The organism is Paraburkholderia sp. HD33-4, assembly GCF_021390635.1.
Lineage (GTDB): Bacteria > Pseudomonadota > Gammaproteobacteria > Burkholderiales > Burkholderiaceae > Paraburkholderia.
Genome location: NZ_JAJEJS010000002.1, coordinates 3009359 through 3035807, shown reverse-complemented (window position 1 = coordinate 3035807; position 26449 = coordinate 3009359). Strand labels below are relative to the sequence as shown.

Here is a 26449-nt window from a genome sequence, read left to right as displayed (position 1 = left end):
GTTCACGCGCGCATTTAAGACTCACGCTCGCAAATTCGTCTTATTAGTATCCGCAGACAAAGACGGATGCATTGGCGCTGTCGCCGCTTTCCCACCATCGAGCCAGCCGAGCGAGCCATGCCATGTTGACGCGCAGAACCTTTCTGCTGGGCGGCGCCAGTGCGTTGGGCGGCCTGCTGGTCGGCTGGGGCGTGCTGCCGCCACGGCAGCGCCTGATGACGTCGACGCCGCTGCCGACACAAGGCACGCAAATCGCGCTGAACGGCTGGGTCAAGATCGATGCCGACAACCGCGTGACGATCATCGTGCCGAAGGCCGAGATGGGGCAGGGCATCCATACTGGACTCGCGATGCTGCTCGCCGAGGAGCTCGACGCCGACTGGTCGCAGGTGCAAGTCGAAGAGGCGCCGATCGACCGGATCTACAACGCGGTGCAGGCCATCGTCGGCGATCTGCCGTTTCGCCCTGACGACGACAGCTACATCCGGCGCGGCACCGTGTGGATCACGAGCAAGGCGGTGCGTGAGATCGGCACGATGATGACGGGCGGCTCGTCGAGCATGAACGACCTGTGGACGCCGATGCGCGAGGCCGGCGCGTCGGCGCGGGTGATGCTGATCGAGACGGCGGCCGGGCGCTGGGACGTGCCGGTCGGCGAATGCCGCGCGGAAAAGGGCTACGTGCTGCACCCGTGGGGGCATAAGGCGACCTTCGGCGAGTTGTCGTCGATGGCCGCTCGACAGCCGCTGCCGCGCAGCGTCGTCCTGAAGCAGCCGGCCGACTTCAAGCTGATCGGCCAGCCCGTGCGGCGCATCGAAGCCGCGTCGAAAATCGACGGTGCGGCGCGCTTCGGCATCGACGTGCTGCCCAACGGTCTGGTCTATGCGAGCGTCGTGATGTGCCCGACGCTCGGCGGGACGGTCGCGCATTTCGACGCGACGCCCGCGCAAAAAATGCCGGGCTTCATCAAGGCGCTCGCCGTGCCGCCGTTCGCGGGCGGCACCGGCGGCGTGGCCGTGATCGCGGACAACGCGTTTCGCGCGATGAACGCGGTCGAGGCGATCAACGTGAGCTGGCACGACGGCGAGGCCGCGAAGCTGTCGAGCGTGGAGGTCGACCGCCGCCTCGTCGACGCGCTCGACCATACGGACGGTTACGTGTATTACCACACCGGCAACGTCGACAACGCGATGAGCCGGGCGACGCGCAAGATCGAAGCGGTCTATCACGCGCCGTATCTCGCGCATGGCGCGGTTGAACCGCTCAACTGCACGGTGCAGTTCGCCGACGGCGCGGCGACCGTCTGGGTGTCGACGCAAATGCCGCGGCTTGCGCGGCATCATGCGGCGAAAGCGCTCGGCCTCGACGTGGATGCCGTCGATGTGCAGACACAGTTCGCGGGCGGCGCGTTCGGCCGACGCCTCGAACTCGATTTCGTCGCGCAGGCCGCGGCGATCGCGCGCGAGGCCGATGGCCGTCCGGTGCAAACCATCTGGTCGCGCGCGCAGGATTTCACGCACGATTTTTACCGGCCCGCCTGCGTGGCATGGCTTCAGGCCGGCTTCGACGAGCACGGCAAGCTGGTTGCCTGGCACGCGAAGTCGGCGGGCCAGGCGATCGTGCCGGATGCGCTCGCGCGCTACTACGGCGTGCCGCACATCCCGATCGACAAGACCACCTGCGAAGGCGCGTTCGATCAGCCGTACGAGTGGCCGGCCGCGCGCGTGTCGCACAAGATCGTCGAATTGCCGGTGCCGATCGGCTTCTGGCGCTCGGTCGGCCACTCGCATCAGGCGTTCTTCACCGAGAGTTTCACCGACGAAGCCGCCGCCGCCGCCGGCCAGGACCCGATCGCGTTTCGCGCGATGCTGCTCGCGCAACATCCGCGTCATCTGGCGGTCCTGAAGCGTGTCGAGACGTTGTCGGACTGGGGACGTCCGCTCAAACCCGCCGCCGATGGCGCGCGCTGCGCCCGTGGCGTCGCGTTGCACGAGGCGTTCGGCAGCGTCGTCGCGCAGGTCGCGGAGGTGTCGATCGGGCCGAACCGGCAGATTCGCGTGCATCGCGTGGTGTGCGTGATCGATTGCGGTTTGCCGGTGAATCCGAACCTGATTCGTCAGCAGATGGAAGGCGGCATCGTGTTCGGGCTGTCGAGCGCGCTGCAGAACGAGATCACGATCGTCGACGGCCAGGTGCAGCAGAAGAACTTCGTGGACTTTCCGGTCGTGCGGATGAACGTGTGCCCGGCGATCGAAGTCGACATCATGCCGAGCCAGCTGCATCCGCAAGGCGTCGGCGAACCGGGCGTGCCGCCGGTCGCGCCGGCAGTGGCCAATGCGGTGTGCGCGCTGACTGGGCAGCGGTTGCGGACGTTGCCGTTGCGGCTCGCATGACGGACGGTGGATCAGCAAAAGCTTGCGGTGTAGCGCGGCGATTCAGGAGGCGAGCATGGCATTACTGAATATCAACGGACGCAACGTGAAGGTCGATGCCGATCCGGACATGCCGCTGCTATGGGTCCTGCGCTGCGCTCTCGGCATGACCGGCACGAAATTCGGCTGCGGGGTGGGCATCTGCGGCGCGTGCACGATCAATCTCGATGATGCCGCGTGCCTCGCCTGTCAGACGCCGATGTCGACCCTGCAGAAGCAGAAGATCACGACGATCGAAGGTTTGCAGGGACGCGAGGCGCAGGCGTTGAAGGCCGCGTGGATCGAACTCGATGTGGTGCAGTGCGGCTATTGCCAGAGCGCGCAATTGATGGCGGCTTGCGCGCTGCTGAAGCACAAGCCCGAGCCGACCGATGCCGATATCGACGAGGCGATGACGCCGGTGGTATGCCGTTGCGGCACGTATCCGCGGGTGCGGGCGGCGATCCATCAGGCGGCGGCGAAAGTGCGGAACAGCTGAGCCGCTCTCCCGGTGCGCCGCCGGCCCGACTCAATTCGCCAACATTTCCACCACGGCGACCACCGCGGTGAAGATACCAATGCATCCGCCCAACGTGACTACACCCTGCATGAATGGCGACATACGAGACCCCGTAGCGTGAAGTGGTGTCTCGTATTTAACCGAAATCGAAAGCAAAAAGAAAGTTTGTCAAAAATAAATCGTAAGGTTGGCGTTCAGGGCGCTTTCGCCGTCGCGGCCGTCGATGCTCCCGACTTCACGGTCGGCTTGGCCGCCACAGGCGTTGCCTTCAGTTGCGGCGGCGTTTCTCCCGGCGTGGCTTGACCGCCGACTTCCCAGCCGCCGCCGAGCGACAGGAACACATTCACCTGATCGATCGCCACCTGGCCTTCGGCCACCGCGAGCTGCGACTTCGCGGCCGTCAGCGTGCGCGTCGCGTCGAGATCGGCGATGAACGACTCGCGCCCGGCGCGATACAGGCGATGTGTTTCATCCGCCGATTGCGCCGCCGACTTCAGCGCCGCGCGCAGCGATTCGGCGCGTGCGTAATCGGATGCGTAGGTCGCGAGGTTGGTCTCGGTCTCGCGCAGCGCGCTCAGCACCACGCCGTCGAACTTCGCGAGTGCGACCTGGCTCGACGCTTCGGCCTCGCGTACCCGTTGGCGCGCGCCATTGATCGGGAAGTTCCAGCTGATCAGCGGACCGAAGGCCCAGCGCGCCGTCGGCGAGGTGGGAATGTCTTCCAGAATGCCGGTGAAACCCGCCGACGCACCGATGCTGATGCTCGGATAAAGCGCCCCGGTCGCGACGCCGATGCGCGCGGTCGACGCCGCGAGCTGACGCTCGGCTTCGTGCACGTCCGGGCGGCGCCGCAGCAGTCCGGCGCCGTCGCCGATCGGAATCGGCTGGTGGATTTGCGGCAGCCGGTCGCAGGCGAGCACGGCCGGCGACAATTGCGACGGCGCTTGCGCGAGCAGCATCGCGAGCCGGTATTGCGCGATCTGGCGGCGCGCGGTGTAGCGCGGAATATCGGCGTTCAGATTCTCGACCTGGGTCTGGCCGCTCGTGACCGCCGTCTGGTTGCCGCGGCCCGCGTCGCGCAGACGGCGCGACAGATCCACGCGCTGCTTCTGCAACGCGAGCGATTGCTGCGCGATGCGGAGCTCCTCGGCCGCCGAGCATTGCTCGACGTACGAGCGCACCACGTCCGCGACGACGGTGATGCGCGCGAGGTCGCCCGCGGCTTCCACGGCCTCAGTGTCCGCCGCCGCCGCTTCGACGCCGCGGCGCAGCTTGCCGAACAGATCGATTTCGTACGAGACGTTGATGCCCATGTCACCCAGGTTGGCGACCGGCAGTTTCTCGAACAGCAGGAATTGCTCGGCCGATTCCTGCGCGCGCTGGATCCCCACCGACGCGTCGCCCGAGAAACCGCCCTGCGCTTGCGCAACGCCCAGCGCCTCGCGCGAGCGCGCCAGATTCGCGGTCGCGACGCGCAGGTCGGTATTCGATTTCAGCGCCTGGTCGACCAGACCGTTCAGCACCGGATCGTCGTAGAGCTTCCACCAGACGGTCGGCGTGTTGAGGGTCGACGTCAGCCTGGGATCGGCGCCCTCGATCGCTCCGTTCGCGAGCGGCGCATTGACGAGCGCCTGTTTCGGCAGCGTGTAGTTCGGCCCGACGTTGATGCAGCCGTTCAGCGCGACGATGAGCGGCAATAACGGCAGCAGCGGCAGCAGCGGCAAGCGCGGCGCCGGCGAGGACAAGGTACGCACGAACTTCATTGCGACGCGCCCGATGCTGCGTTGGCCGTTGCCGCGGCCGACCCGGCGGACCCGCCCGCCACCGACGAACCTGGCGCCACCGGCGCGGCCGAAGCGGGGACCGTGCCGGATGCACCGCCCGTGCCCGACACGGCTCGGGTCCTGACCGGCGACAGGTCACGCACCGACACCGTCGCGGTCCGGCCCGCGATCAGGCGGAAATCAGCGGGCACTTCGTCGAGCGCGACCCGCACCGGAATGCGCTGCGCGAGCCGCACCCAGCTGAACGCCGGGTTCACGTTCGGCAGCAGATTGGCACTTTGCGTGCGGTCGCGGTCTTCGATACCGGCGACGATGCTCTGCACGTGCCCGCGCAGCGGCTTCGGCTCGCCCATCACGATGATGTCGACCGGCTGGCCGATGTCGATGCCGCGCAGCTTGGTTTCCTCGAAGTAGCCGTCGACGCGGAACGAATGCATGTCGACCACCGCGACCACCGCGCGGCCGGCCGCGACGAATTCGCCAGCGCGCGGCGCGCGGTCGTTCAGATAGCCGTCGACCGGGCTTTTGATCGTCGAGCGCTCGAGATTCAGCTTCGCGGTGTCGATCGCGACGTTCGCGTCGGCGAGCGCGGCTTCGCCCGCGTCGACGCGCGAGCGGCTTTCTTCGAGCACTTCGGCGGCGACGAGGTTGCCGAGCTGACGGTTGCGCGCGTATTCACGGCGCGCCTGATCGAGCGTCGCGCGGCGCTGCTGCGCCGTTGCCTCGGCCTGACGCAACGCCAGCGTGTAGCGGGCCTGATCGATCCTGAACAGCACCTGGCCCTGCTTGACCTGCTGGTTGTCCATGACCTCGACCGATGAAATCAGTCCCGACACGTCGGGCGCGACCTGGATCACGTCGGCGCGTACGTGCCCGTCGCGGGTCCACGGCGCGAACATGTAGTAGTTGACGAGCTTCCACAGCACGAATGCCGCGACCGTCACGACGATCAGGGTCAGCAGGATCTGACCGACGGAGAACCAGGTTTTTTTCACGTTATTAGTCTGTGCGAAACGACGACGACAAGGCCCAGCACCAGCACGTAGATGCCGAGATCGAAGATGGAGCGATGCCAGACGAAGCGGTAAAAGCCGGCGTAATCGAGCACGGTGCGAATGCCGAGGTTGATCAGATACGCGATCAACATCAGGACCAGCACGGACGGTACGAACACGCCGAAGATATCGATTTCACCGATCATCGCGGGAGCTGGAAAAGAGGGGAGCGGGGTGCGGAAACTGGCGCACGAATGGGGACATCACGCGCGGGCCTCCGGTTCGGTCGGCGTCGGTTTCGTGAGGGTCGCCGGAAACAGCGAAAGACGCAAGCCAACCAGCGCGTGCAGCGCATCGCGCAACTGGCGCGCCGAAGTCTGCGAGGTCTCGGTAGGCGCCGCGGCGTTCGCGAGCCCCTGCGCGGTGACGCGCGCGACGGCCACGTCGATCAACGACATCAGACTGTCCGGCACCGGCAAGCGATGGCGTCGATCGACGCAGCTTTCGTAGTATGCATGCACTCCATCGAGAACATGGTCGATCGCGCCGGCCGCTTCGCCGCCGAGCTTGCGTGTGAGGCGGCGCAGATCGAGCGCGTTGAACGCGATGCGCAGATCGCGGAAGCTTTCGATCGACGGATGGCGGTGATCGTCGGTGGCCGCAAGGCGCGGGATCAATTGCATCAGCCGGTCGAGCATGCGCGCGGCGAGATTGCGCGGATCTTGGATGGGTCGCGTGGACGCGGTCAGCGCGACGTCGGCCCAGCTCGAGCGCAGCAGGCGCGCCGCGGCGAGCTCGGCGCCGAACGGGCGCGTCACGCGGGTCCACAGGTACGCGTACAGCAGGCCCGAGAGGCCCGCGAGGTTGGCGTTCATGAAGGTCAGGAAGTTCGCGTCGTACGCGTCCTGAATGCTGATGAAGGTGGCGGTGTTCACCGCGACCAGCACCGTCACCATGTTGAACTGCGGGCGCGGAATCAGCGTGCCGACCAGAATGAACGGCGCCGAGAACAGGATCACCAGCATCGGGAAGTCGTGCACCTGCGGCAGCACGACGAACAGATAGAGGCCCGCGGCCACCACGCTGACGGCAGTCGCGAGGAAGAAGCGGAACACGAACGGCGCGGGCTCGTCGAGCGCGGCGAAGAAGCAGCAGGCGACCGCCGCGAGCGTGACCGCGCTCGCGCCGTCGTTCCAGCCCGAAGTGATCCACAGCACGCACGCGAGCACCACGGCCGCGGCGGCCGACACGGTCGCGAACAGCATCATGCCGCGATCGTAGAAGCGCTCGGTGCCGCCGAGCCGCCAATGACGGAAATGCGGCCGCCACGAACCTTCTTCGCGCGTGATGATGATGCGCAGCGAGCGGCAGTCCTGCCACACGTCGATCACTTGCCCGAGGCGCCACAGCGCATTCGACAGCAGCGCGCCGTCCCAATGCTGGAGCGCGGCGGCGGGCGGGCGCATCGCGGCGATGCGCGCGCGCAGCGCGTTGGCGGTCTCGTCCGCGTGGTAGCCCCCGCGCGGCGCGGGCAGCGGCTGATTGAACCACTTGATGACGTCGGCGATCAGCGTCTGGAGTCCCTCGGGCCAATGTTGGGGGCCGTTGTTGTAGAGCGCTAGCAGCGGATCGGCGAGCGACGACATGATCGGCAGCAGCAACTGCATGCGCCCGCGCAGTTCATGCGCTCGGGCGAGCACGTCGGGCCGCGTGTGATCGTAGGCGAGCTGGCTCAGCAGCAGTTCGAGACCGTTGATCGTGCTCGCGAGCCGTTGCCGCGCGCCGGAAATCGCCGAGCTCGCGATGCGGCCCGACAGCGTTTCGGTCGCGTAGAACGCGGCGTCGCGAAACCATGCGTCGGTGCGCTCGATGATCGTCGGCGCGAGCCGGCTCGGAAACACCGCGCTGCCGACGATGCTCGCGCAGACGATGCCGAGGATGATCTCTTCGGTCCGGCTCACGGCGAGATCGAAGACGGCTGTGGGATTCGTCACCGATGGCAATGCGATGATCGGCATCGTATAGGCAGCGAGCATGAACACGTAGCTGCGCGCGGTGCGGTCCGACACCGCGAGGTAGAGCATCGTGCCGGTCCATGTCGCGACGATCACGCTGAACAGGTATGGCGATTCGACGAACGGCGGCACCAGCAGCACTGCGCCCGACGCGCCGAGCGCGGTGCCCAGCGCACGATAGATTGCCTTCGAGCGGGTCGCGCCGACGAACGGGTTCGACACGATATAGACGGTGGCCATGGCCCAGTACGGCCTCGGCAGTTCGAACGCGAGGCCGATGTAGAGCGCGAGCATGGCCGCGGCGAACGTCTTGACGGAAAACAGCCAGTCGCGGAGAGTGGGATAGACCATAAACCGTTACGCGGAATCGGCGTTGTGCGGCGCGGTGGCTCGCGCGCGGCGCTTGGTGGATTTGCGCGCCTTGACGGTGCCGCGAGATTGGCCGGACGTTTTGGCGGCGCTTTTGCCGCTCGTCCGTTTGACCTGGTTGGCAGGTGCCTCGGGTTTGGCGCTCCCGCGCTTCGCCGACGATGTCCGCTTCGTCGGCGCGTGCCCGGCCGGTTGCGGGCGCGCAGGCTGTGCGCGTTCGCCGTGCGTGTCGCGTTCGCCGCTGGCTGCCTCGGCGCGTTCCGCGGCATCGGTCGTGAATGCGTCGAGCACGCGCAGCGCGGCTTCGAGATCGTCGCGCGACACGCCTTTGAGCGCCTGCGCGCGCAGCGTGACCAGCTCCTCTTCCATCTTCGCGGTGACGGCGCGGCCTTCGTCGGTCAGTACGACGGTCTTCGCGCGGCGGTCTTCGGGGTCTTCGTCGCGACGCATCAGTCCGGCCGCGCACAACTGGTCGAGCAGCCGCACGAGCGATGGCCCCTCGATGCCGATGTGATCGGCGAGCGTGACCTGGCGCACCGCCGAGCCGAGCCGGCTCGCGGTCAGAAGCGGCGTCGCGCACGCTTCGGAGACGTTGAAGGCCGCGAGCACACCATGGCTCGTGCGCCGCCACTTTCTGGCGGCGACGACCAGCGTGCTGCTGACGGTGCGGCGCAGGGCATCGAGATTCGACATGGCCGGTATTGTATTTCCAAAATATTCGTTAGCAAACTATTGAATTGGAAATTGTGGCCGAACCGGAAGAGTCTGCGGCGCGAATGCGACAGCGGCGTTAAATAGGTGGCGAGGAGGCGGTCTGACAGATCCGTTGGGTGCGCGGTGTCCGACGTTTTAATACGTCTTTTGATGCGCTCGATATACCTGATTCACGCGATTCACCTGATTCACGCGACTAGCCCGATCCGCACCGTGCGCGCCAGATCGTCGAGCTGAAACGGCTTGCGCAGGATCGTGCAATGCTTGACTGCGAGATCGGAAATGTTGACGTCCGCATAACCGGTCGCAAGGATCACCGGTAGATCGGCACGAAGCTTGCGGGCCGCGGCGATCACGTCGATGCCGTTCATGCCCGGCATCGCGAAGTCGACCATCAGTAGATCGGGATGATCGTCGATCAGGCGGTCGAGGCCGGCCTGGCCGTCGGGGGCCTCCGTTACCGTGTAGCCGAGCATGCGCAACGATTCAACGAGCATCGCGCGCACTTCGCTGTCGTCCTCGACTACGAGCACGCGCTTGTCGCCGACCGCGTTCGCTTCCGCGTCGGACTCCGCTTTGCTGTGTGCGGCCACCCGCTCGCGCATCGGCAGCCAGATCTGCACGGTGGTGCCCGCGCCTGCTTCGCTGAAGATGCGCGCGGCGCCACCCGCCTGCCTCGCGATGCCATACACCTGGCTCAGGCCGAGCCCCGTGCCCTTGCCGACCGGCTTGGTCGTGAAGAACGGATCGAATACCCGCGATACGACGTCGGGCGGAATGCCCTCACCGTTGTCGGCCACTTCGATCACGACATAGCGGCCGTGCTTCAGCGTCTGGTCGGGCGCGTCGCGCAGGGTCACGTGAATGTCGAGGCGGCCGCCGGCCGGCATCGCGTCGCGCGCGTTGATCGCGAGGTTGAGCACCGCGAGCTCGAGCTGATTCGCGTCGGCCTGGGTCCACATTTCGTTGCGCTCGAAGTCGTTGTCATAGCGGATGCCCGAGCCGAGCGACACCGCGATGATGTCGCGCATGCCTTGCAGCAGCGCGACCACATCGATCGCTTTCAGATCCGGATTACTGTTGCGCGAGAAGGTCAGCAGCTGGCCGGTCAGTTTCGCGCCGCGCTCGGTCGCGCGCTTGACGGTGGCTGCCATGCCGCGCAGGCGCTCGTCACCGCTCATGCGCGCGATCAGCTCCGCGTTGACCATGATCACGTTCAGCAGATTGTTGAAGTCGTGCGCGATGCCGCCAGTCAACTGACCGAGCGCCTCCATCTTCTGCGATTGCACGAGCACGGCCTGCACCTTCGCGCGTTCGTGGATCTCGGCCATCAGCCGGTCATTGGCTGACGCGAGTTCGTGTGTGCGCGCGGCGATGCGGCTTTCCAGCGAATCGTTCAGCTGCTCCAGCGCGTCCTGTGCCTCGATGCGCTCGGCAAGCAGCCGTCGCGATTCATACTGCCGCCTGCGGGCCCGCAACGACGACGCGACCGCCCGCCGCAACGTTTCCGAATTGAGCGGGCGTTCGAGCACCACTACGTTGCCGAGCCGTTCGAGCACTTCGAGCCCGCGCGCGGAGCGATGGCCGATGCTGCGCGCGGCGAGCAGGATGATCGGGAAGTCGGACCATGCGGGCTGCCGTTCGAGCCACGCAAAGAGGCCTGCGCTATGGCCGTTCGCGAGCGCTTCCTCGGTGAGCAGCGCGGTGCCGGCGCCGACGTCGAGCTCGGTGGTGAGCGCGTCGGCGTCGTCGCAGGTCACGCAGGCGCGTGCATCGTTGTGCAGCACAGCGGCGATTACATCGGCGTCGCGGCCGAACGGTGCGAGGATGAGGACACGCTGCTCCATCGCTTACTGTCCCGAGGTATCGATCAGACTGTTCGTCGAGCCGAGCATCGCAGTGCCGCCGCGATACGAGGGCAGGCCCGATAGCACGCCCTCGAAGTCGCGCAGCGCTTCGCCGACCTCGACGCCTGTGGTGCCGAGGCGGAACTGGCGAATCGTGCGCTCATGATCGTTCGCGCGGCTCTTGACGGCGGTCACCGCGGTCAGCACTTCGCCATGGTGCTCGAAATAGCGGAACAGCACGACTACGTCGCTCAGATAACTGATGTCGACCTCGGTCTGCACTTCGCCGATGATGCCGTGCTGTCCGAGCACGAGCATCGTGATCACGCCCTGCTGATTCAGATAGCCGAGCAGTTCGTGCATGTGCAGCAGCAAGTAGCGCTCGCCGGGCATCGCCTGCAGATAGGCGTTCAGGCTGTCGATCGCGACATAGCGCACGTGCTCGGTTTCGACCGCGTTGCGCACGTCGCTCGACAACTCGCCAGGCGAGATTTCCGCGGGATCGATCTGGCGCAGTGTCAGCAGACCGCTGTCGACATGACGCGCGAGATCCATGCCGAGCGTCGCGCAGCGCGTGATCAGCGTGCTGAGCGTTTCGTCGAACACGTAGTACGCGCAACGCTCGCCGCGTTCGAGCGCGGCAAGCAGGCACGATACGACGGTGGTCGTTTTGCCGACCCCCGATGGGCCGATGATCAGCGAATTGGTGCCGGGAACGAGGCCACCGCCGAGCAGCGCGTCGAGGCCGGGTGTGCCGGTGCTCAACGGGCTCGTGCCGAATTCGGTGTGATGCTCGGCGGCGACGAGGCGCGGATAGACTCGCAGACCGCCGGTGTTCAGCGTGAAGTCGTGATAGCCCTCGCGGAACCTGATGCCGCGCATCTTCGCGATGCGCAGACGGCGACGGTTGCCGCCGTAGTCGTGGGCAATGTTGTCGAGGCTGATCACGCCGTGCACGATGCTGTGAAGCTGAATGCCGGAGGCGCTGGCCGATGTGTCATCGAGCAGCAGCACCGTGCATTCGCGCGTCGAGAAGTGATGCTTGAGCGCGAGAATCTGCCGACGGTAGCGCAATGGATTCTCCGCCAGCAGACGCAGTTCGGACAGGCTGTCGAGCACGACGCGCGCAGGCTTCAGTTCGTCGACGTGCTCGATCACGTTGCGCACGCTTTCGCCGAGTTCGACTTCGGCCGGGTGCAGCACGGTCTGCTCGTATTGCGGTTCGAGCCCTTCTTCTGGCAGCTGTTCGAGTATCGTGAAACGGCTCAGATCCCAGCCGTGGCTCGCGCCGATCGCGAGCAATTCGGCACGGGTTTCGGACAGCGTGACGTAAAGGCCGGTCTGCCCTTCGTCGAGGCCCTTGAGTAAGAATTGCAACGCCAGCGTGGTTTTACCCGTGCCTGGCTCACCCTCCACGAGGTACATGCGGTTCGGCGTGAGACCGCCGCCGAGGATGTGGTCGATTCCATCGACGCCCCGACGATAGGCGAGCGGGGGCAGGGGCGGCGGTAGTGGTCGACATGATGTTTGAAATGACGTCGGCAGTGGCTTCGAGGGGAAGGGGCGCGATGTCGCGGCCGATATGGCGCCACGCAATTTATATGCCGACTTGTCGCTTGAGAGCGCGGTGCTTGCGCGCATGGGCATGAAGCGTGCTGTTGAAGGTGGCTCGCTGCGAGCTTTTTCAGCAGAACTCCGGAAGCTTCAGGCACAAGATGAAAACCATTCGACTCTCCGCTATCGCGCTCACCGCGGCGGCGCTCGTCGCCCTGCTGCCGGTCAGCGCATCCGCCGACGACAGCCCCCGACCTTGCGGTGCGCTCAAACGGATCGTGGCCGCGGCGCCGGACGGCTTCGCCTCGCTAACGCCCGACGACGGCAAAGGCGTCGCGCAACCCTATGGCGACGACGCGCAATGTTCAGCCGCGCATCGCAGTTTCCAGTGCACGTGGACGCCGCATCAGACGGCGGGCTCCAACGCGGATGCATTGGAAGCGGTCGCGGCCGACGTCGCGTCGTGCCTGCCCGATGCGACGCACGATCAGAATTCGCCTGGACGTCAGCACTTTTATCTCGGCGCGAAGGATCGACGCACGGAAATCACCCTGACGCCCGAGGGGGCCAACCGGTTGCGGCTCGTGGTGTCGGGCAGGTAAGCGGCGGTTCCGTTCAGGCGGTGGCGGACGGCCACCATGACCAGCCGCGTCGCGAGTGGCGTAATTCGACGACCGACAGCGGCGCGATCTCGATGTGACAGAACACGCTGGGCGATGCGCCGAGGCCATGCACGATGGCCGCTCGCAGGACTGCCGCGTGGGTGATTGCGACGATGCTTCGACCGTGCGCAACGGCTGCGGAGCTTGCTTCGTTGACTGCGTTGCATGAACGCACGTCCGCCTGTTGCGCGTCGAGCCACTCTCCAACCCGCCTCACGAGTTGCGCGAACGATTCCCCGCCGGGCGGTACAGCGTCGGGCTCGCGCGTCCAGACGGCGAGCTCGCGGGGCGTTGCGTCGGCAATGTCCGCGAGACGCTGGCCGCGCCATTTGCCATAGTCGATATCCGCCAATGGGTCGGCAGGCGTTGCGTTCAGGCCGAGCGCGGCGGCCGTTTCGCGCGCGCTGGCGGCAGGGCTGGTGAACACGGCGGCGTCGGCGGGAAGCGCGAGACTTGCGCGCGCAGCCTCGGCTTCGGCGCGGCCGCGCGGGTCGAGCGGATCGTCGGCTGGGAAGCGGCCCGCGCGCTGCGCGGCCGTTGCCGCATGGCTCACCAGTAATAGTCGCGTATCCATGCTTTGCCTTGGCGGTCCATTTGCATTTGCCTGCGTGGCTTCATCGGCTCGGCTCGCTGCAAGCGTTGCGCGTTCCATGTTGCGAGGCAGCCATCGCCGTCACGGAAGCCGCAGTTTAGCGCGTAGAATAGCGGCACTGCGAAGCACGGAAGCCGGTGAGAGCCCGGCGCGGTCGCGCCACTGTAATCGGCCTTGCAATCCACAAGAGCCGAAAGCCAGACCTGAGCTTCGCATCATTCCTCTGCAATCGACTTTCGGGGCGCGTTACCCCAGGAGATGTCCATCATGACCGAAGCTGTTTTCGATCGCGCCGCGCAACCGGCGGCCCAGCCCACTCCCATTCCTTTGCGTGAACTGCTGCCGTGGGTAGTGTTCGGCGGCTTGCTGCTGTTGCTCGCGCTTTACTTCGTTGGTGCGGAACAGGGCGCGACGTCGCTCGTGCCCGGCATGTACGTGCATGAGTTCGTGCACGACGGCCGCCATCTGCTCGGCTTTCCCTGCCACTAACGAGGTTCGACATGGTAGGTAAATTGTTGGTGCGCGGGATGCTCGCGGGCATCGTCGCGGGCTTGCTCACGTTCGCGTTCGCGCGAATCGTCGGCGAACCGCAGGTCGATCAGGCCATTTCATTCGAAGAGAAGGCGGCTGCCGCACGCGGCGAGGCGCCCGAGCCCGAAATCGTCAGCCGTCAGACGCAGGCTGGCCTCGGTCTGCTGACCGGCGTGGTCGCATACGGCGTGGCCTTCGGCGGCCTGTTCTCGCTGGTGTTTGCCTATGCATATGGACGGGCGGGTGCGTTGAGCGTACGTGCACTGTCCGCGTGGCTTGCGCTTGGTGCGTTCATCGCGCTCGTGATCGTGCCGAATATCAAGTATCCGGCCAATCCGCCGTCGGTCGGTGATCCGGAGACGATCGGCACGCGCACGGGCCTGTTCTTTCTGATGATCGCGATCTCGCTCGCGACGATGGTGTTTTCGCTGAAGGTGCGACGCCGTGCGGCGGCGAAGCTGGGGGCATGGAACGGCTCGATTGTCGCGGGGCTCGTGTTCGTCGTGATCATCGCGGCCGTGCAACTGTCGATGCCGGTCATCAATGAAGTGCCGGCCGCCTTCCCGGCTGTGCTGCTGTGGAAGTTCCGCGTCGCGGCGATCGGCATGCAGGTGGTCATGTGGACGACGATCGGGCTGCTGTTCGGCGCGATGGTCGAGCGCAGCGCCTTTATGCATACGAATGCGCGGGTGACGATGAAGTCCGCCTGAATAGGACGGTGGCGCGCGGCCGGCAAGCGGCCGCGCTTCGCGCGCAATGCGTGAGATTGGTTTTGCATCAAGCACTTGGCGCGGTTGTGGAGCAGTTATCCACAGCCTTGCAAACATTTTCTGTGGAAAAGCCGCTGGGCGGCTTTTCGCAACTCCGTTCTTCTCTCCCCCCGTTCGGCGCGGCGACCAGTCGGATTCTATTGGATGCCTAACTAATTTGTGCTGCGTGCGGCGCTGCTTATTTTTTAAGCTCCTAAACTTTTTAAAATAATTTGTGAGAAGGGTATTGACGGAGCGCGGACCGCTCTCCATAATCTCGTTTCTCTGCTGCAGACGCAGCGACGCAAACGAAGCGGTGCCGGGTGGTTGTAGTTCAGGCGCTGCGGGTTGGGCGGATCGATCTTTAAAAACTAACAGCCGATAAGTGTGGGCGCTTGATGCGGAATGCGGCGGCGGATTCTCCGGAATCTGCTGCAAGGCAAAAGTATCAGAAGCCTCACACAGTATTAGAGGAAGGTTTATCTGTCGAAAGACGGATCAATCATCGTCAGTACGTTGAGTGAGCGACCGGTCTCGAGAGAGACCGAAAACAGTAACAGGTTTGAACTGAAGAGTTTGATCCTGGCTCAGATTGAACGCTGGCGGCATGCCTTACACATGCAAGTCGAACGGCAGCACGGGAGCAATCCTGGTGGCGAGTGGCGAACGGGTGAGTAATACATCGGAACGTGTCCTGGAGTGGGGGATAGCCCGGCGAAAGCCGGATTAATACCGCATACGCTCTATGGAGGAAAGCGGGGGATCTTCGGACCTCGCGCTCAAGGGGCGGCCGATGGCAGATTAGGTAGTTGGTGGGGTAAAGGCCTACCAAGCCGACGATCTGTAGCTGGTCTGAGAGGACGACCAGCCACACTGGGACTGAGACACGGCCCAGACTCCTACGGGAGGCAGCAGTGGGGAATTTTGGACAATGGGCGCAAGCCTGATCCAGCAATGCCGCGTGTGTGAAGAAGGCCTTCGGGTTGTAAAGCACTTTTGTCCGGAAAGAAAACCTCGTGGCTAATATCCGTGAGGGATGACGGTACCGGAAGAATAAGCACCGGCTAACTACGTGCCAGCAGCCGCGGTAATACGTAGGGTGCGAGCGTTAATCGGAATTACTGGGCGTAAAGCGTGCGCAGGCGGTGATGTAAGACCGATGTGAAATCCCCGGGCTTAACCTGGGAACTGCATTGGTGACTGCATCGCTCGAGTATGGCAGAGGGGGGTAGAATTCCACGTGTAGCAGTGAAATGCGTAGAGATGTGGAGGAATACCGATGGCGAAGGCAGCCCCCTGGGTCAATACTGACGCTCATGCACGAAAGCGTGGGGAGCAAACAGGATTAGATACCCTGGTAGTCCACGCCCTAAACGATGTCAACTGGTTGTCGGGCCTTCATTGGCTTGGTAACGTAGCTAACGCGTGAAGTTGACCGCCTGGGGAGTACGGTCGCAAGATTAAAACTCAAAGGAATTGACGGGGACCCGCACAAGCGGTGGATGATGTGGATTAATTCGATGCAACGCGAAAAACCTTACCTACCCTTGACATGTATGGAATCCTGCTGAGAGGTGGGAGTGCCCGAAAGGGAGCCATAACACAGGTGCTGCATGGCTGTCGTCAGCTCGTGTCGTGAGATGTTGGGTTAAGTCCCGCAACGAGCGCAACCCTTGTCCCTAGTTGCTACGCAAGAGCACTCCAGGGAGACTGCCGGTGACAAACCGGAGGAAGGTGGGGATGACGTCAAGTCCTCATGGCCCTTATGGGTAGGGCTTCACACGTCATACAATGGTCGGAACAGAGGGTTGCCAAGCCGCGAGGTGGAGCCAATCCCAGAAAACCGATCGTAGTCCGGATCGCACTCTGCAACTCGAGTGCGTGAAGCTGGAATCGCTAGTAATCGCGGATCAGCATGCCGCGGTGAATACGTTCCCGGGTCTTGTACACACCGCCCGTCACACCATGGGAGTGGGTTTTACCAGAAGTGGCTAGTCTAACCGCAAGGAGGACGGTCACCACGGTAGGATTCATGACTGGGGTGAAGTCGTAACAAGGTAGCCGTATCGGAAGGTGCGGCTGGATCACCTCCTTTCCAGAGCTTGCATTGCTGCGCAAGCGCTCACGCTTATCGGCTGTGGTTAGTAGAAGCAACGCAGACAGGCTCAGGGGTCTGTAGCTCAGTCGGTTAGAGCACCGTCTTGATAAGGCGGGGGTCGATGGTTCGAATCCATCCAGACCCACCATCCTTGTCTGTGGTGCAGGCTGGGGCACCCGTGAGTGCTGTATGACCGGGGGATTAGCTCAGCTGGGAGAGCACCTGCTTTGCAAGCAGGGGGTCGTCGGTTCGATCCCGTCATCCTCCACCAATCCTCAATGCCAAGGGTTCAGCACGAAGTGGGATGCTGAGTACTTTGCATTGGCGATTGAGCCAGTCAGAGCGGTACACAGTTTGACTGTGATATCGGCTGTCGTTCTTTAACAATCAGGAAGAAGTAGTAAAGAGATTCACGAAAGCGTACTTAGAGATGGGTGCGTGAGTAGGTGAATCAGGGTTGTGATTGTATCGATGTATTTTTAAGTGATCGAAAGATTGCTTTGGAATACGGCGCAACACGAATACTCAACCTGTAGCGGAAGTGATCTGCGGTGAGCAATCATTGAGAGACACACCCGTTATAGGGTCAAGCGAACAAGTGCATGTGGTGGATGCCTTGGCGATCACAGGCGATGAAGGACGCGGTAGCCTGCGAAAAGCTCCGGGGAGCTGGCAAACAAGCTTTGATCCGGAGATGTCCGAATGGGGAAACCCACTCCTAATGGAGTATCCATGACTGAATACATAGGTCATGTGAAGCGAACGCGGTGAACTGAAACATCTAAGTAACCGCAGGAAAAGAAATCAACCGAGATTCCCAAAGTAGTGGCGAGCGAAATGGGATCAGCCTGTACTCTTTATTCTCATTGTTAGTCGAACGCTCTGGAAAGTGCGGCCATAGCAGGTGATAGCCCTGTAGACGAAAACAGCGAGGAAGAACTAGGTGTACGACAAGTAGGGCGGGACACGTGAAATCCTGTCTGAAGATGGGGGGACCATCCTCCAAGGCTAAATACTCGTGATCGACCGATAGTGAACCAGTACCGTGAGGGAAAGGCGAAAAGAACCCCGGGAGGGGAGTGAAATAGATCCTGAAACCGCATGCATACAAACAGTCGGAGCCTCGCAAGGGGTGACGGCGTACCTTTTGTATAATGGGTCAGCGACTTACATTCAGTGGCAAGCTTAACCGATTAGGGCAGGCGTAGCGAAAGCGAGTCCGAACAGGGCGTTCAGTCGCTGGGTGTAGACCCGAAACCAGGTGATCTATCCATGGCCAGGTTGAAGGCACGGTAACACGTGCTGGAGGACCGAACCCACTAACGTTGAAAAGTTAGGGGATGAGCTGTGGATAGGGGTGAAAGGCTAAACAAACCTGGAAATAGCTGGTTCTCTCCGAAAACTATTTAGGTAGTGCCTCGTGTATCACCTTCGGGGGTAGAGCACTGTCATGGTTGTGGGGTCCATTGCGGATTACTACGCCATAGCAAACTCCGAATACCGAAGAGTGCAATCACGGGAGACAGACATCGGGTGCTAACGTCCGGTGTCAAGAGGGAAACAACCCAGACCGCCAGCTAAGGTCCCCAAATATGACTAAGTGGGAAACGAAGTGGGAAGGCTAAAACAGTCAGGAGGTTGGCTTAGAAGCAGCCACCCTTTAAAGAAAGCGTAATAGCTCACTGATCGAGTCGTCCTGCGCGGAAGATGTAACGGGGCTAAGTCATATACCGAAGCTGCGGATGCGTGCTTTGCACGCATGGTAGGAGAGCGTTCCGTAAGCCTGCGAAGGTGCACTGGAAAGTGTGCTGGAGGTATCGGAAGTGCGAATGCTGACATGAGTAGCGATAAAGGGGGTGAAAGGCCCCCTCGCCGTAAGCCCAAGGTTTCCTACGCAACGTTCATCGGCGTAGGGTGAGTCGGCCCCTAAGGCGAGGCAGAAATGCGTAGCTGATGGGAAGCAGATTAATATTTCTGCACCATTGTGAAATGCGATGGGGGGACGGATCGCGGAAGGTTGTCCGGGTGTTGGAAGTCCCGGTCGCTGCATTGAAGAGGGTGCTTTGGCAAATCCGGGCACAGGACTCAAGGGTGTGGCGCGAGCTTCTTCGGAAGCGAAGCAACTGGAAGGGGTTCCAGGAAAAGCCTCTAAGCTTCAGTTTCACAGTGACCGTACCGCAAACCGACACAGGTGGGCGAGATGAGTATTCTAAGGCGCTTGAGAGAACTCGGGAGAAGGAACTCGGCAAATTGGTACCGTAACTTCGGGATAAGGTACGCCCTTGTAGCTTGACTGGCCTGCGCCAGGAGGGTGAAAGGGTTGCAATAAACTGGTGGCTGCGACTGTTTAATAAAAACACAGCACTCTGCAAACACGAAAGTGGACGTATAGGGTGTGACGCCTGCCCGGTGCCGGAAGATTAAATGATGGGGTGCAAGCTCTTGATTGAAGTCCCGGTAAACGGCGGCCGTAACTATAACGGTCCTAAGGTAGCGAAATTCCTTGTCGGGTAAGTTCCGACCTGCACGAATGGCGTAACGATGGCCACACTGTCTCCTCCCGAGACTCAGCGAAGTTGAAGTGTTTGTGATGATGCAATCTCCCCGCGGCTAGACGGAAAGACCCCATGAACCTTTACTGTAGCTTTGCATTGGACTTTGAACCGGTCTGTGTAGGATAGGTGGGAGGCTATGAAGCGTGGACGCCAGTCTGCGTGGAGCCGTCCTTGAAATACCACCCTGATCTGTTTGAGGTTCTAACCTTGGCCCGTAATCCGGGTCGGGGACAGTGCATGGTAGGCAGTTTGACTGGGGCGGTCTCCTCCCAAAGTGTAACGGAGGAGTACGAAGGTACGCTAGGTACGGTCGGAAATCGTGCTGATAGTGCAATGGCATAAGCGTGCTTGACTGTGAGACTGACAAGTCGAACAGGTGCGAAAGCAGGTCATAGTGATCCGGTGGTTCTGTATGGAAGGGCCATCGCTCAACGGATAAAAGGTACTCTGGGGATAACAGGCTGATACCGCCCAAGAGTTCATATCGACGGCGGTGTTTGGCACCTCGATGTCGGCTCATCTCATCCTGGGGCTGTAGCCGGTCCCAAGGGTATGGCTGTTCGCCATTTAAAGAGGTACGTGAGCTGGGTTTAAAACGTCGTGAGACAGTTTGGTCCCTATCTGCCGTGGGCGCTGGATATTTGAAGGGGGCTGCTCCTAGTACGAGAGGACCGGAGTGGACGAACCTCTGGTGTACCGGTTGTCACGCCAGTGGCATCGCCGGGTAGCTATGTTCGGAAGAGATAACCGCTGAAAGCATCTAAGCGGGAAACTCGCCTTAAGATGAGATATCCCCGGGGCTTCGAGCCCCTTGAAGGGTCGTTCAAGACCAGGACGTTGATAGGTCAGGTGTGCACGTACAGTAATGTACTGAGCTAACTGATACTAATTGCCCGTAAGGCTTGATCCTATAACCGGTGTGTTTTACCCCCAGCAGGGGGAGCGACACGCACACGGTTGAGATCGGTGTTGTGCCAGAAACAACGCAACCCCCCACACACGAATCCTTTACGCTTCTTCCCGATTGGCTGTGGCGCATACCATTGCGACGCAGCAACCCGTCATGCCTGATGACCATAGCGAGTCGGTCCCACCCCTTCCCATCCCGAACAGGACCGTGAAACGACTCTACGCCGATGATAGTGCGGATTGCCCGTGTGAAAGTAGGTAATCGTCAGGCTCCTCCCAAGCCAGAAACCCCACCCACCGCGGTGGGGTTTCTGCGTTTACGCGGCCGAAATCGGAAGAGATGACTCTTTCGTGACAATTGGGCCGCAGCAATTCGACAATACGACGCCGGAAAGTGCGCGCGTCAACTTTCTTTCCTCGACGCGATGCGTCGCACGCTGACGCGCCTGCAGCGCATGCTGGCACCCGAGCCGGGCGCGATTTTCCGCTTGCTGCCGAGGCCGCCTCGCTGGCTTCATGCCGAAGACGTGCAGGATCTGCGTGAATCGACGGAGGAGTTCTCGGTCGTGCTTTCGGATGTGTCGGGATTGATCGAGCGGGTCAGATTGCAGCAGGAAGAAATCACCTCACGCGTCGAGGAGCAGAACAACCGCACGCTTTTCACGCTGACGCTCGTCACGGTGCTGATGATGCCAATCAATATCGTCGCAGGTTTCTTCGGCATGAACGTCGGCGGCATTGCGCTCGCCGAGAACAAGCATGGCTTCTGGCTGATGGTGCTGCTGGTCGCCGGCTTTACCGGGTTGACAGGCTGGTGGGCGTTTCGCCGCAGAAGGGAGCGCTAGAACGCGCGGCAGACCCGGCCCGCATTCTACGAGGCCAAACCCGCCGGCGTGATTGAAACCTGAAGATGCCCGTCTCCGAATACGCGTCGCAACGATTCGAAGAGGGCAAGAACTCGTCGATCAGTCGAGTGCGTTATTCGAGTGCGGCGGCCGGCCCAAAGAACTCATAACGGCTCTGCGATTCCGGCACGCCGATAGCCTTCAGGCCTTTCTTGATCGCCTTCATGAACGCAACGGGCCCGAGGAAATACACGTCGACGTCGCGCGTTTCCGGCAGCCACTTCTTCAGATTCGCTTCGTCGACGTAGCCGACTGCGTGCGCGTCGGCATCGCCATCACGGCGTTGCTCGTAGCAATAGAAGCGCTTCAGTTGCGGATGGCGTGCGGCCAATGCATCGATTGCGCCGCGGAATGCATGCACGCCACCATGACGGGCCGCGTGAATGAAGTGCACCGGACGATTGGTCTTCAGCGCGGCTTGCAGCATCGCCATCGTCGGCGTGATACCGACACCGCCGCTGATCAGCACCAACGGCTTTTCGCCGGGTTGCAGCGTAAATTCGCCGGCCGGCGCGAACAGATCGAGGGTGTCGTTTTCCTTGATCTGCTCGTGCAGATACTTCGACACGGTGCCAGTCGGTTCACGCTTCACGCTGATGCGATATTCGCGGCCATCGCTCATTGCGGACAGCGAATAGTTGCGGCGCACTTCTTCGCCATTGATCATCAGACGCACGCCGATATATTGCCCCGGCTGAAACGCGAGCAACTCGCCGCCGTCATCGGGACGCAGATAAAACGACGTGATTTCGTCGCTTTCCTGCACTTTGCGCGCGACGCGAAACAGCCGCGTGCCGCGCCAGCCGCCGGGCGCTGCTTCGCTTTCGGCGTAGATTTTTTCTTCGAGGCCGATCAGCAGATCGGCGAGTTGTTGATACGCGGCGGCCCACGCTTCGATCACGGCATCGGTTGCGACCTCCGCACCGAGTACTTCGCGAATCGCGCGCAGCAGGCAGCTGCCGACGATCGGATAGTGCTCGGGCTGCACGTTCAGCGACACGTGCTTGTTGATGATCTGCGCGACGAGCCCGCCCAGTTGCTCCAGCTGATCGATATGGCGCGCGTACATCAGCACGCCGTTGGCCAACGCGCGCGGTTGCGCGCCGCTCGCCTGATTGGCTTGATTGAACATCGGGCGCACTTCCGGGTGCTCGCTGAGCATCAGATTGTAGAAGTGCGTGGTGAGCGCCTCACCGCCGCTTTCCAGGAGCGGCACGGTTGCTTTGATGATGGCGCGGTGTTCGGCGGATAGCATGTTTTAATTTCCTGATGAGAGTCTGTGTGAGCGTCTGTCTATCAGCGATTGTCGCAGCCGGTTTCGGCAGACTGCCTCTACTATCCACGAATCGTGCCAGGTATAAAATGCATTTAGATCAACGATCTGGCAATTAACATGGTTCATTCGACACTAGTCGAAAAGACTCGACCCGCAGTCGATCTGACTACCGAGGCTGTCCTCGACGTTCTGACCCCGCTGATTCTCGACCTGTCGCGCGAGCTGTCCGAGCGCGAGCGTTATCGGCGGCTTCTCAGTGCGCTGCGCTCTCTGTTTCCGGGCGACGCCGCCGCGCTGCTACGCCTCGAAGGCGATACGCTGGTGCCGCTCGCGATCGACGGCTTGAGCAGCGATACGCTCGGGCGGCGTTTTCGCGTCGCCGAGCATCCGCGCTTTCAGGAGCTGCTGGCCCAGCCGGGGCCGACGCGCTTCGCCGCCGACTCCGATCTACCCGACCCCTACGACGGCCTCGTGCAAGGCATGGCGGCCGGACACCTTGAAGTGCACGACTGCCTGGGGTGCCCGCTGTTCATCCGCGGCGAGCCCTGGGGTCTGCTCACGCTCGACGCACTCGACCCGGCGCGCTTCGACACACTCGACATGGCCTCGCTGCAGGCGTTTCTCGGCCTCGCGGCCGCGACCGTGAGTGTCGTCGAACGCATCGACGCGTTGGCACGCAATGGCGAGGAGGCGCAGCGCCGCGCGGAAGCGTATCGGCTGGCGAGCAGCGAGAGCCGGCGCGAACTGATCGGCAGCAGCGACGCGCATCGCCGCATGGTGAAGGAAATCGAGGTGGTGGCCGCCAGCGATCTGACCGTGCTCGTGACCGGCGAAACCGGCGTTGGCAAGGAACTGGTCGCGAATGCGATCCATGCGCTGTCGCCGCGCGCGAACAAGCCGCTGATCAGCCTGAACTGCGCAGCGTTGCCCGATACGCTCGTCGAGAGCGAACTGTTCGGGCACGTGCGTGGCGCGTTTTCGGGGGCGTCGGCGGATCGGCGTGGCAAGTTCGAACTCGCGGACGGCGGCACCATTTTCCTCGACGAGGTCGGCGAGTTGCCGCTCGCGGTGCAGGCGAAGCTGTTGCGCGTGCTGCAGAATGGCCAGTTGCAGCGCATCGGCTCGGACCGCGAACACAGAGTCGACGTGCGGCTGATCGCCGCCACCAATCGCGATCTTGCCGAAGAAGTGCGCGCGGGCCGCTTTCGCGCCGACCTCTATCATCGTCTCAGCGTCTATCCGCTACGCGTGCCGCCGTTGCGCGAGCGTGGCCGCGACGTGCTGCTGCTGGCGGGCTTTTTCCTCGAAGACAATCGCTCGCGGCTCGGCTTGCTGAGTCTGCGTCTCGCGACTGACGCGCAGGCCGCGCTGCTGCACTACTCGTGGCCCGGCAATGTGCGCGAACTCGAGCATCTGATCGGACGCAGTGCGCTGAAGGCGTTGGCGGCCAGTCGTGAGCGCCGCCGTATTCTGACGTTGACGGCCGCGGATCTGGCGTTGTCCGACGCACAGGATGCTGAAGCAAATCAAACCGCCACGCAAAGTGAGGAAAGCGAGACCAAAGACTTTCGCAGCGCGGTCACCGAGTTCGAACGCAATCTCGTTCTCGAAGCGCTGGTCCGCAATAGGCAGAACTGGGCAGCGGTCGCGCGCGAGTTGGGGCTGGACCGGGCGAATCTGAATCGGTTGGCCAAACGACTGGGGCTCAAATAAGCGAGCAGGTGAAGGGGCATCGTCGCGGCGCGGCAAAAACGAGCAGGTCAAGCCCTATCGAATCGCTGATCGCGCTGAAAACAGATTGTCAGCGCTGCGCGCCGGGCCTAACGTCTTAATCAAAACCAAAGGCCCGCTTCGGAAATTCGAACTTCGCGGAACACAGCGCGTCGGTCATAGTGGGACCCATCACGGACCAACACCTGAATCTGGAGACTCCGCCATGTCCGCTGCCCCAGAGAAACTCGACGACTGGCTCGACAAGCAGGCGGTGACCGAAGACGACATCACCGCGTTTCCATTAACGGCGCTCGCCGCTACGCTCGATCGCGAGGAAAGCGGTAACACCGTGCCGCCGTTGTGGCACTGGCTGTACTTTCTGCCGGTCGCGCCGCTATCCGAAGTCGGTCCCGACGGTCATCCGAAGCGCGGCGGTTTTCTGCCGCCCGTGCCGCTGCCGCGACGCATGTGGGCTGGCGGCCGGCTTACGTTTCATGCTCCGCTGAAAGTCGGCGAGCATGCGCGACGCACGTCGACTATCGCCAATATCGAGGACAAGACCGGCCGCTCGGGCCGCCTCGTGTTCGTCACCGTGCAACATACGATCGAAGTCGATGACGAGTTGAAGCTCGAAGAGGAGCACGACATCGTCTATCGCGACGCGCCGCAGCAGGGTGCGCGGCCGCAGCAGCCGGCGCCCGCGCCCGAAGGCGAAACGTGGCGCCGCACGATCGACGCCGATGCCGTAATGCTGTTCCGCTACTCGGCGCTCACTTTCAACGGCCATCGCATTCACTACGACCATCCGTATGTCACGCAGGTCGAAGGTTATCCGGGGCTCGTCGTGCATGGCCCGCTGATCGCGACGCTGCTCGTCGATCTCGTGCGCCGCGAACTGCCGCAAGCGACGCTGCAAAGCTTCGCGTTCCGCGCGCTTCGCCCCACGTTCGCGGATCAGCCGTTTACGGTGTGTGGCAAACCGTCCGTCGACGGCAAGACCATCGACCTGTGGGCGAAGGATCACGAAGGTTATCTGACCATGCGCGCGACCGCCGCGCTCGCCTGAAATCCACGAGACTCGACAATGCAAATCACGCAACACGATTCGTTCCAGGACATTCGCGAGGCCGTGCGCGATCTGTGTCAGCAGTTTTCCGGCGAGTACTTTCGCAAGATCGACGAAGCACGCGGCTATCCGGAAGAGTTCGTCGACGCGCTGACGAAGGCCGGCTGGCTCGCCGCGCTGATTCCGCAAGACTTCGGCGGCTCGGGGCTCGGGCTCACGGAAGCGTCGGTGATCATGGAAGAGATCAATCGCGCGGGCGGCAACTCGGGCGCGTGTCACGGGCAGATGTACAACATGGGCACGCTGTTGCGGCACGGTTCGGAAGAACAGAAGCGCAAGTATCTGCCGAAGATCGCGAACGGCGACTTGCGTTTGCAATCGATGGGCGTGACCGAGCCGACCACCGGCACCGATACGACGAAGATCAAGACTACCGCCGAGCGGCGCGGTGACCGTTACGTGATCAACGGTCAGAAGGTGTGGATCTCGCGCGTGCAGCACTCGGACCTGATGATCCTGCTTGCCCGCACCACGCCGCTCGCGGACGTGAAGAGGAAATCAGAGGGCATGTCGATCTTCATCGTCGATCTGCGCGAAGCGATCGGTCATGGCCTGACCGTGCAGCCGATTCTGAACATGGTCAATCACGAGACCAACGAGCTCTTTTTCGACAACCTCGAAATTCCGGCCGAGAATCTGATCGGCGAGGAAGGGCAAGGCTTCAAATACATTCTCGATGGACTCAACGCAGAGCGCACGCTGATCGCCGCGGAATGCATCGGCGACGGCTACTGGTTCGTCGATAAAGTCACCGAATACGCGAAGGAGCGCGTCGTGTTCGGCCGGCCGATCGGACAGAACCAGGGCGTGCAGTTTCCGATCGCGCGCTCGTTCATCAACGTCGAGGCCGCGAGCCTGATGCGCTTCGAAGCAGCCCGTCGTTTCGACGCGCATCAACCGTGCGGCGCGCAGGCGAATATGGCGAAGCTGCTCGCGGCGGATGCGTCGTGGGAAGCGGCCAATGCGTGCCTGCAATTTCACGGCGGCTTCGGCTTCGCGTGCGAATACGACGTCGAGCGCAAGTTTCGCGAAACGCGTCTGTATCAGGTCGCGCCGATTTCGACCAATCTGATCCTCTCGTACGTGGCCGAGCATATCCTCGGGCTGCCGCGTTCGTTCTGACC

At 62.5% G+C, this 26449-nt stretch carries 16 protein-coding genes, 2 tRNA genes, 3 rRNA genes and 2 pseudogenes; 14 read left to right on the top strand and 9 right to left on the bottom strand.

Annotated features, from left to right (window positions below; translation table 11 throughout):
* Nucleotides 1-122: 122 nt before the first annotated feature.
* Together L0U84_RS33630 and L0U84_RS33625 are read left to right on the top strand one after the other, a co-directional pair.
* A complete protein-coding gene (locus tag L0U84_RS33630; RefSeq protein WP_233856319.1) occupies nt 123-2393 on the top strand; it encodes a xanthine dehydrogenase family protein molybdopterin-binding subunit in 2271 nt (756 codons plus the stop codon).
* Nucleotides 2394-2448: 55 nt separating this feature from the next.
* Nucleotides 2449-2910, top strand: coding sequence for a (2Fe-2S)-binding protein (locus L0U84_RS33625; RefSeq protein WP_233856318.1), 462 nt, complete (start codon nt 2449-2451; stop codon nt 2908-2910).
* Between the two features lie 215 nt (nt 2911-3125).
* Here the strand turns inward: L0U84_RS33625 and L0U84_RS33620 are convergent, their stop codons facing one another.
* The 7 genes and pseudogenes from L0U84_RS33620 to L0U84_RS33590 form a co-directional block, all read right to left on the bottom strand.
* On the bottom strand, nt 3126-4694 hold the full coding sequence (locus tag L0U84_RS33620; protein ID WP_233856317.1) for an efflux transporter outer membrane subunit: 1569 nt from the start codon (nt 4692-4694) through the stop codon (nt 3126-3128).
* On the bottom strand, nt 4691-5710 hold the full coding sequence (locus L0U84_RS33615; protein WP_233856316.1) for an efflux RND transporter periplasmic adaptor subunit: 1020 nt from the start codon (nt 5708-5710) through the stop codon (nt 4691-4693). Before L0U84_RS33615 ends, L0U84_RS33620 begins: the two co-directional genes overlap by 4 nt.
* Entirely contained in the window at nt 5707-5916 is a 210-nt protein-coding gene (locus L0U84_RS33610; protein WP_176107261.1) for a DUF1656 domain-containing protein, read from the bottom strand. Before L0U84_RS33610 ends, L0U84_RS33615 begins: the two co-directional genes overlap by 4 nt.
* Before the next feature lie 57 nt (nt 5917-5973).
* Entirely contained in the window at nt 5974-8076 is a 2103-nt protein-coding gene (locus tag L0U84_RS33605) for an FUSC family protein (protein WP_233856315.1), read from the bottom strand.
* A gap of 6 nt (nt 8077-8082) precedes the next feature.
* A complete protein-coding gene (locus L0U84_RS33600) occupies nt 8083-8787 on the bottom strand; it encodes a MarR family winged helix-turn-helix transcriptional regulator (RefSeq protein ID WP_233856314.1) in 705 nt (234 codons plus the stop codon).
* Nucleotides 8788-8996: 209 nt separating this feature from the next.
* Entirely contained in the window at nt 8997-10655 is a 1659-nt protein-coding gene (locus L0U84_RS33595) for an ATP-binding protein (protein ID WP_233856313.1), read from the bottom strand.
* A 3-nt stretch (nt 10656-10658) separates the two neighbouring features.
* Nucleotides 10659-12177: pseudogene (locus L0U84_RS33590) on the bottom strand (ATPase domain-containing protein).
* A gap of 193 nt (nt 12178-12370) precedes the next feature.
* Here L0U84_RS33590 and L0U84_RS33585 point away from each other — a divergent pair.
* Entirely contained in the window at nt 12371-12811 is a 441-nt protein-coding gene (locus tag L0U84_RS33585) for a hypothetical protein (protein WP_233856312.1), read from the top strand.
* 13 nt (nt 12812-12824) lie between these two features.
* On the opposite strand, the gene L0U84_RS33580 is transcribed toward L0U84_RS33585, so the two are convergent.
* Nucleotides 12825-13445, bottom strand: coding sequence for a histidine phosphatase family protein (locus L0U84_RS33580; RefSeq protein WP_233856311.1), 621 nt, complete (start codon nt 13443-13445; stop codon nt 12825-12827).
* Nucleotides 13446-13730: 285 nt separating this feature from the next.
* On the opposite strand from L0U84_RS33580, the gene L0U84_RS33575 reads away from it, so the two are divergent.
* The 8 genes and pseudogenes from L0U84_RS33575 to L0U84_RS33540 form a co-directional block, all read left to right on the top strand.
* Complete coding sequence (locus tag L0U84_RS33575; RefSeq protein ID WP_013093044.1) at nt 13731-13952, top strand: CbtB domain-containing protein; 222 nt, start codon at nt 13731-13733, stop codon at nt 13950-13952.
* An 11-nt stretch (nt 13953-13963) separates the two neighbouring features.
* On the top strand, nt 13964-14704 hold the full coding sequence (locus L0U84_RS33570) for a CbtA family protein (RefSeq protein ID WP_233856310.1): 741 nt from the start codon (nt 13964-13966) through the stop codon (nt 14702-14704).
* Between the two features lie 603 nt (nt 14705-15307).
* Nucleotides 15308-16838, top strand: a 16S ribosomal RNA gene (locus tag L0U84_RS33565).
* A 74-nt stretch (nt 16839-16912) separates the two neighbouring features.
* Nucleotides 16913-16989, top strand: a tRNA-Ile gene (locus L0U84_RS33560).
* Nucleotides 16990-17036: 47 nt separating this feature from the next.
* Nucleotides 17037-17112 (top strand) — tRNA-Ala (locus tag L0U84_RS33555).
* 313 nt (nt 17113-17425) lie between these two features.
* Nucleotides 17426-20306 (top strand): 23S ribosomal RNA (locus L0U84_RS33550).
* 156 nt (nt 20307-20462) lie between these two features.
* Nucleotides 20463-20576, top strand: a 5S ribosomal RNA gene (rrf, locus tag L0U84_RS33545).
* The 16S, 23S and 5S rRNA genes sit together here with 2 tRNA genes alongside, the layout of an rRNA operon.
* Nucleotides 20577-20721: 145 nt before the next feature.
* Nucleotides 20722-21150: pseudogene (locus L0U84_RS33540) on the top strand (CorA family divalent cation transporter); the annotation flags it as partial.
* 133 nt (nt 21151-21283) lie between these two features.
* Here L0U84_RS33540 and hmpA read toward each other — a convergent pair.
* Entirely contained in the window at nt 21284-22465 is a 1182-nt protein-coding gene (gene hmpA / locus L0U84_RS33535) for an NO-inducible flavohemoprotein (protein WP_233856309.1), read from the bottom strand.
* Between the two features lie 138 nt (nt 22466-22603).
* On the opposite strand from hmpA, the gene norR reads away from it, so the two are divergent.
* From norR to L0U84_RS33520, 3 genes are all read left to right on the top strand, one after another.
* Entirely contained in the window at nt 22604-24199 is a 1596-nt protein-coding gene (norR, locus tag L0U84_RS33530; protein WP_233856308.1) for a nitric oxide reductase transcriptional regulator NorR, read from the top strand.
* 223 nt (nt 24200-24422) lie between these two features.
* Nucleotides 24423-25265, top strand: a complete 843-nt coding sequence (locus L0U84_RS33525; protein WP_233856307.1) for an FAS1-like dehydratase domain-containing protein — start codon at nt 24423-24425, stop codon at nt 25263-25265.
* A gap of 18 nt (nt 25266-25283) precedes the next feature.
* Complete coding sequence (locus L0U84_RS33520; RefSeq protein ID WP_233856306.1) at nt 25284-26447, top strand: acyl-CoA dehydrogenase family protein; 1164 nt, start codon at nt 25284-25286, stop codon at nt 26445-26447.
* The last annotated feature ends 2 nt before the right edge of the window (nt 26448-26449 follow it).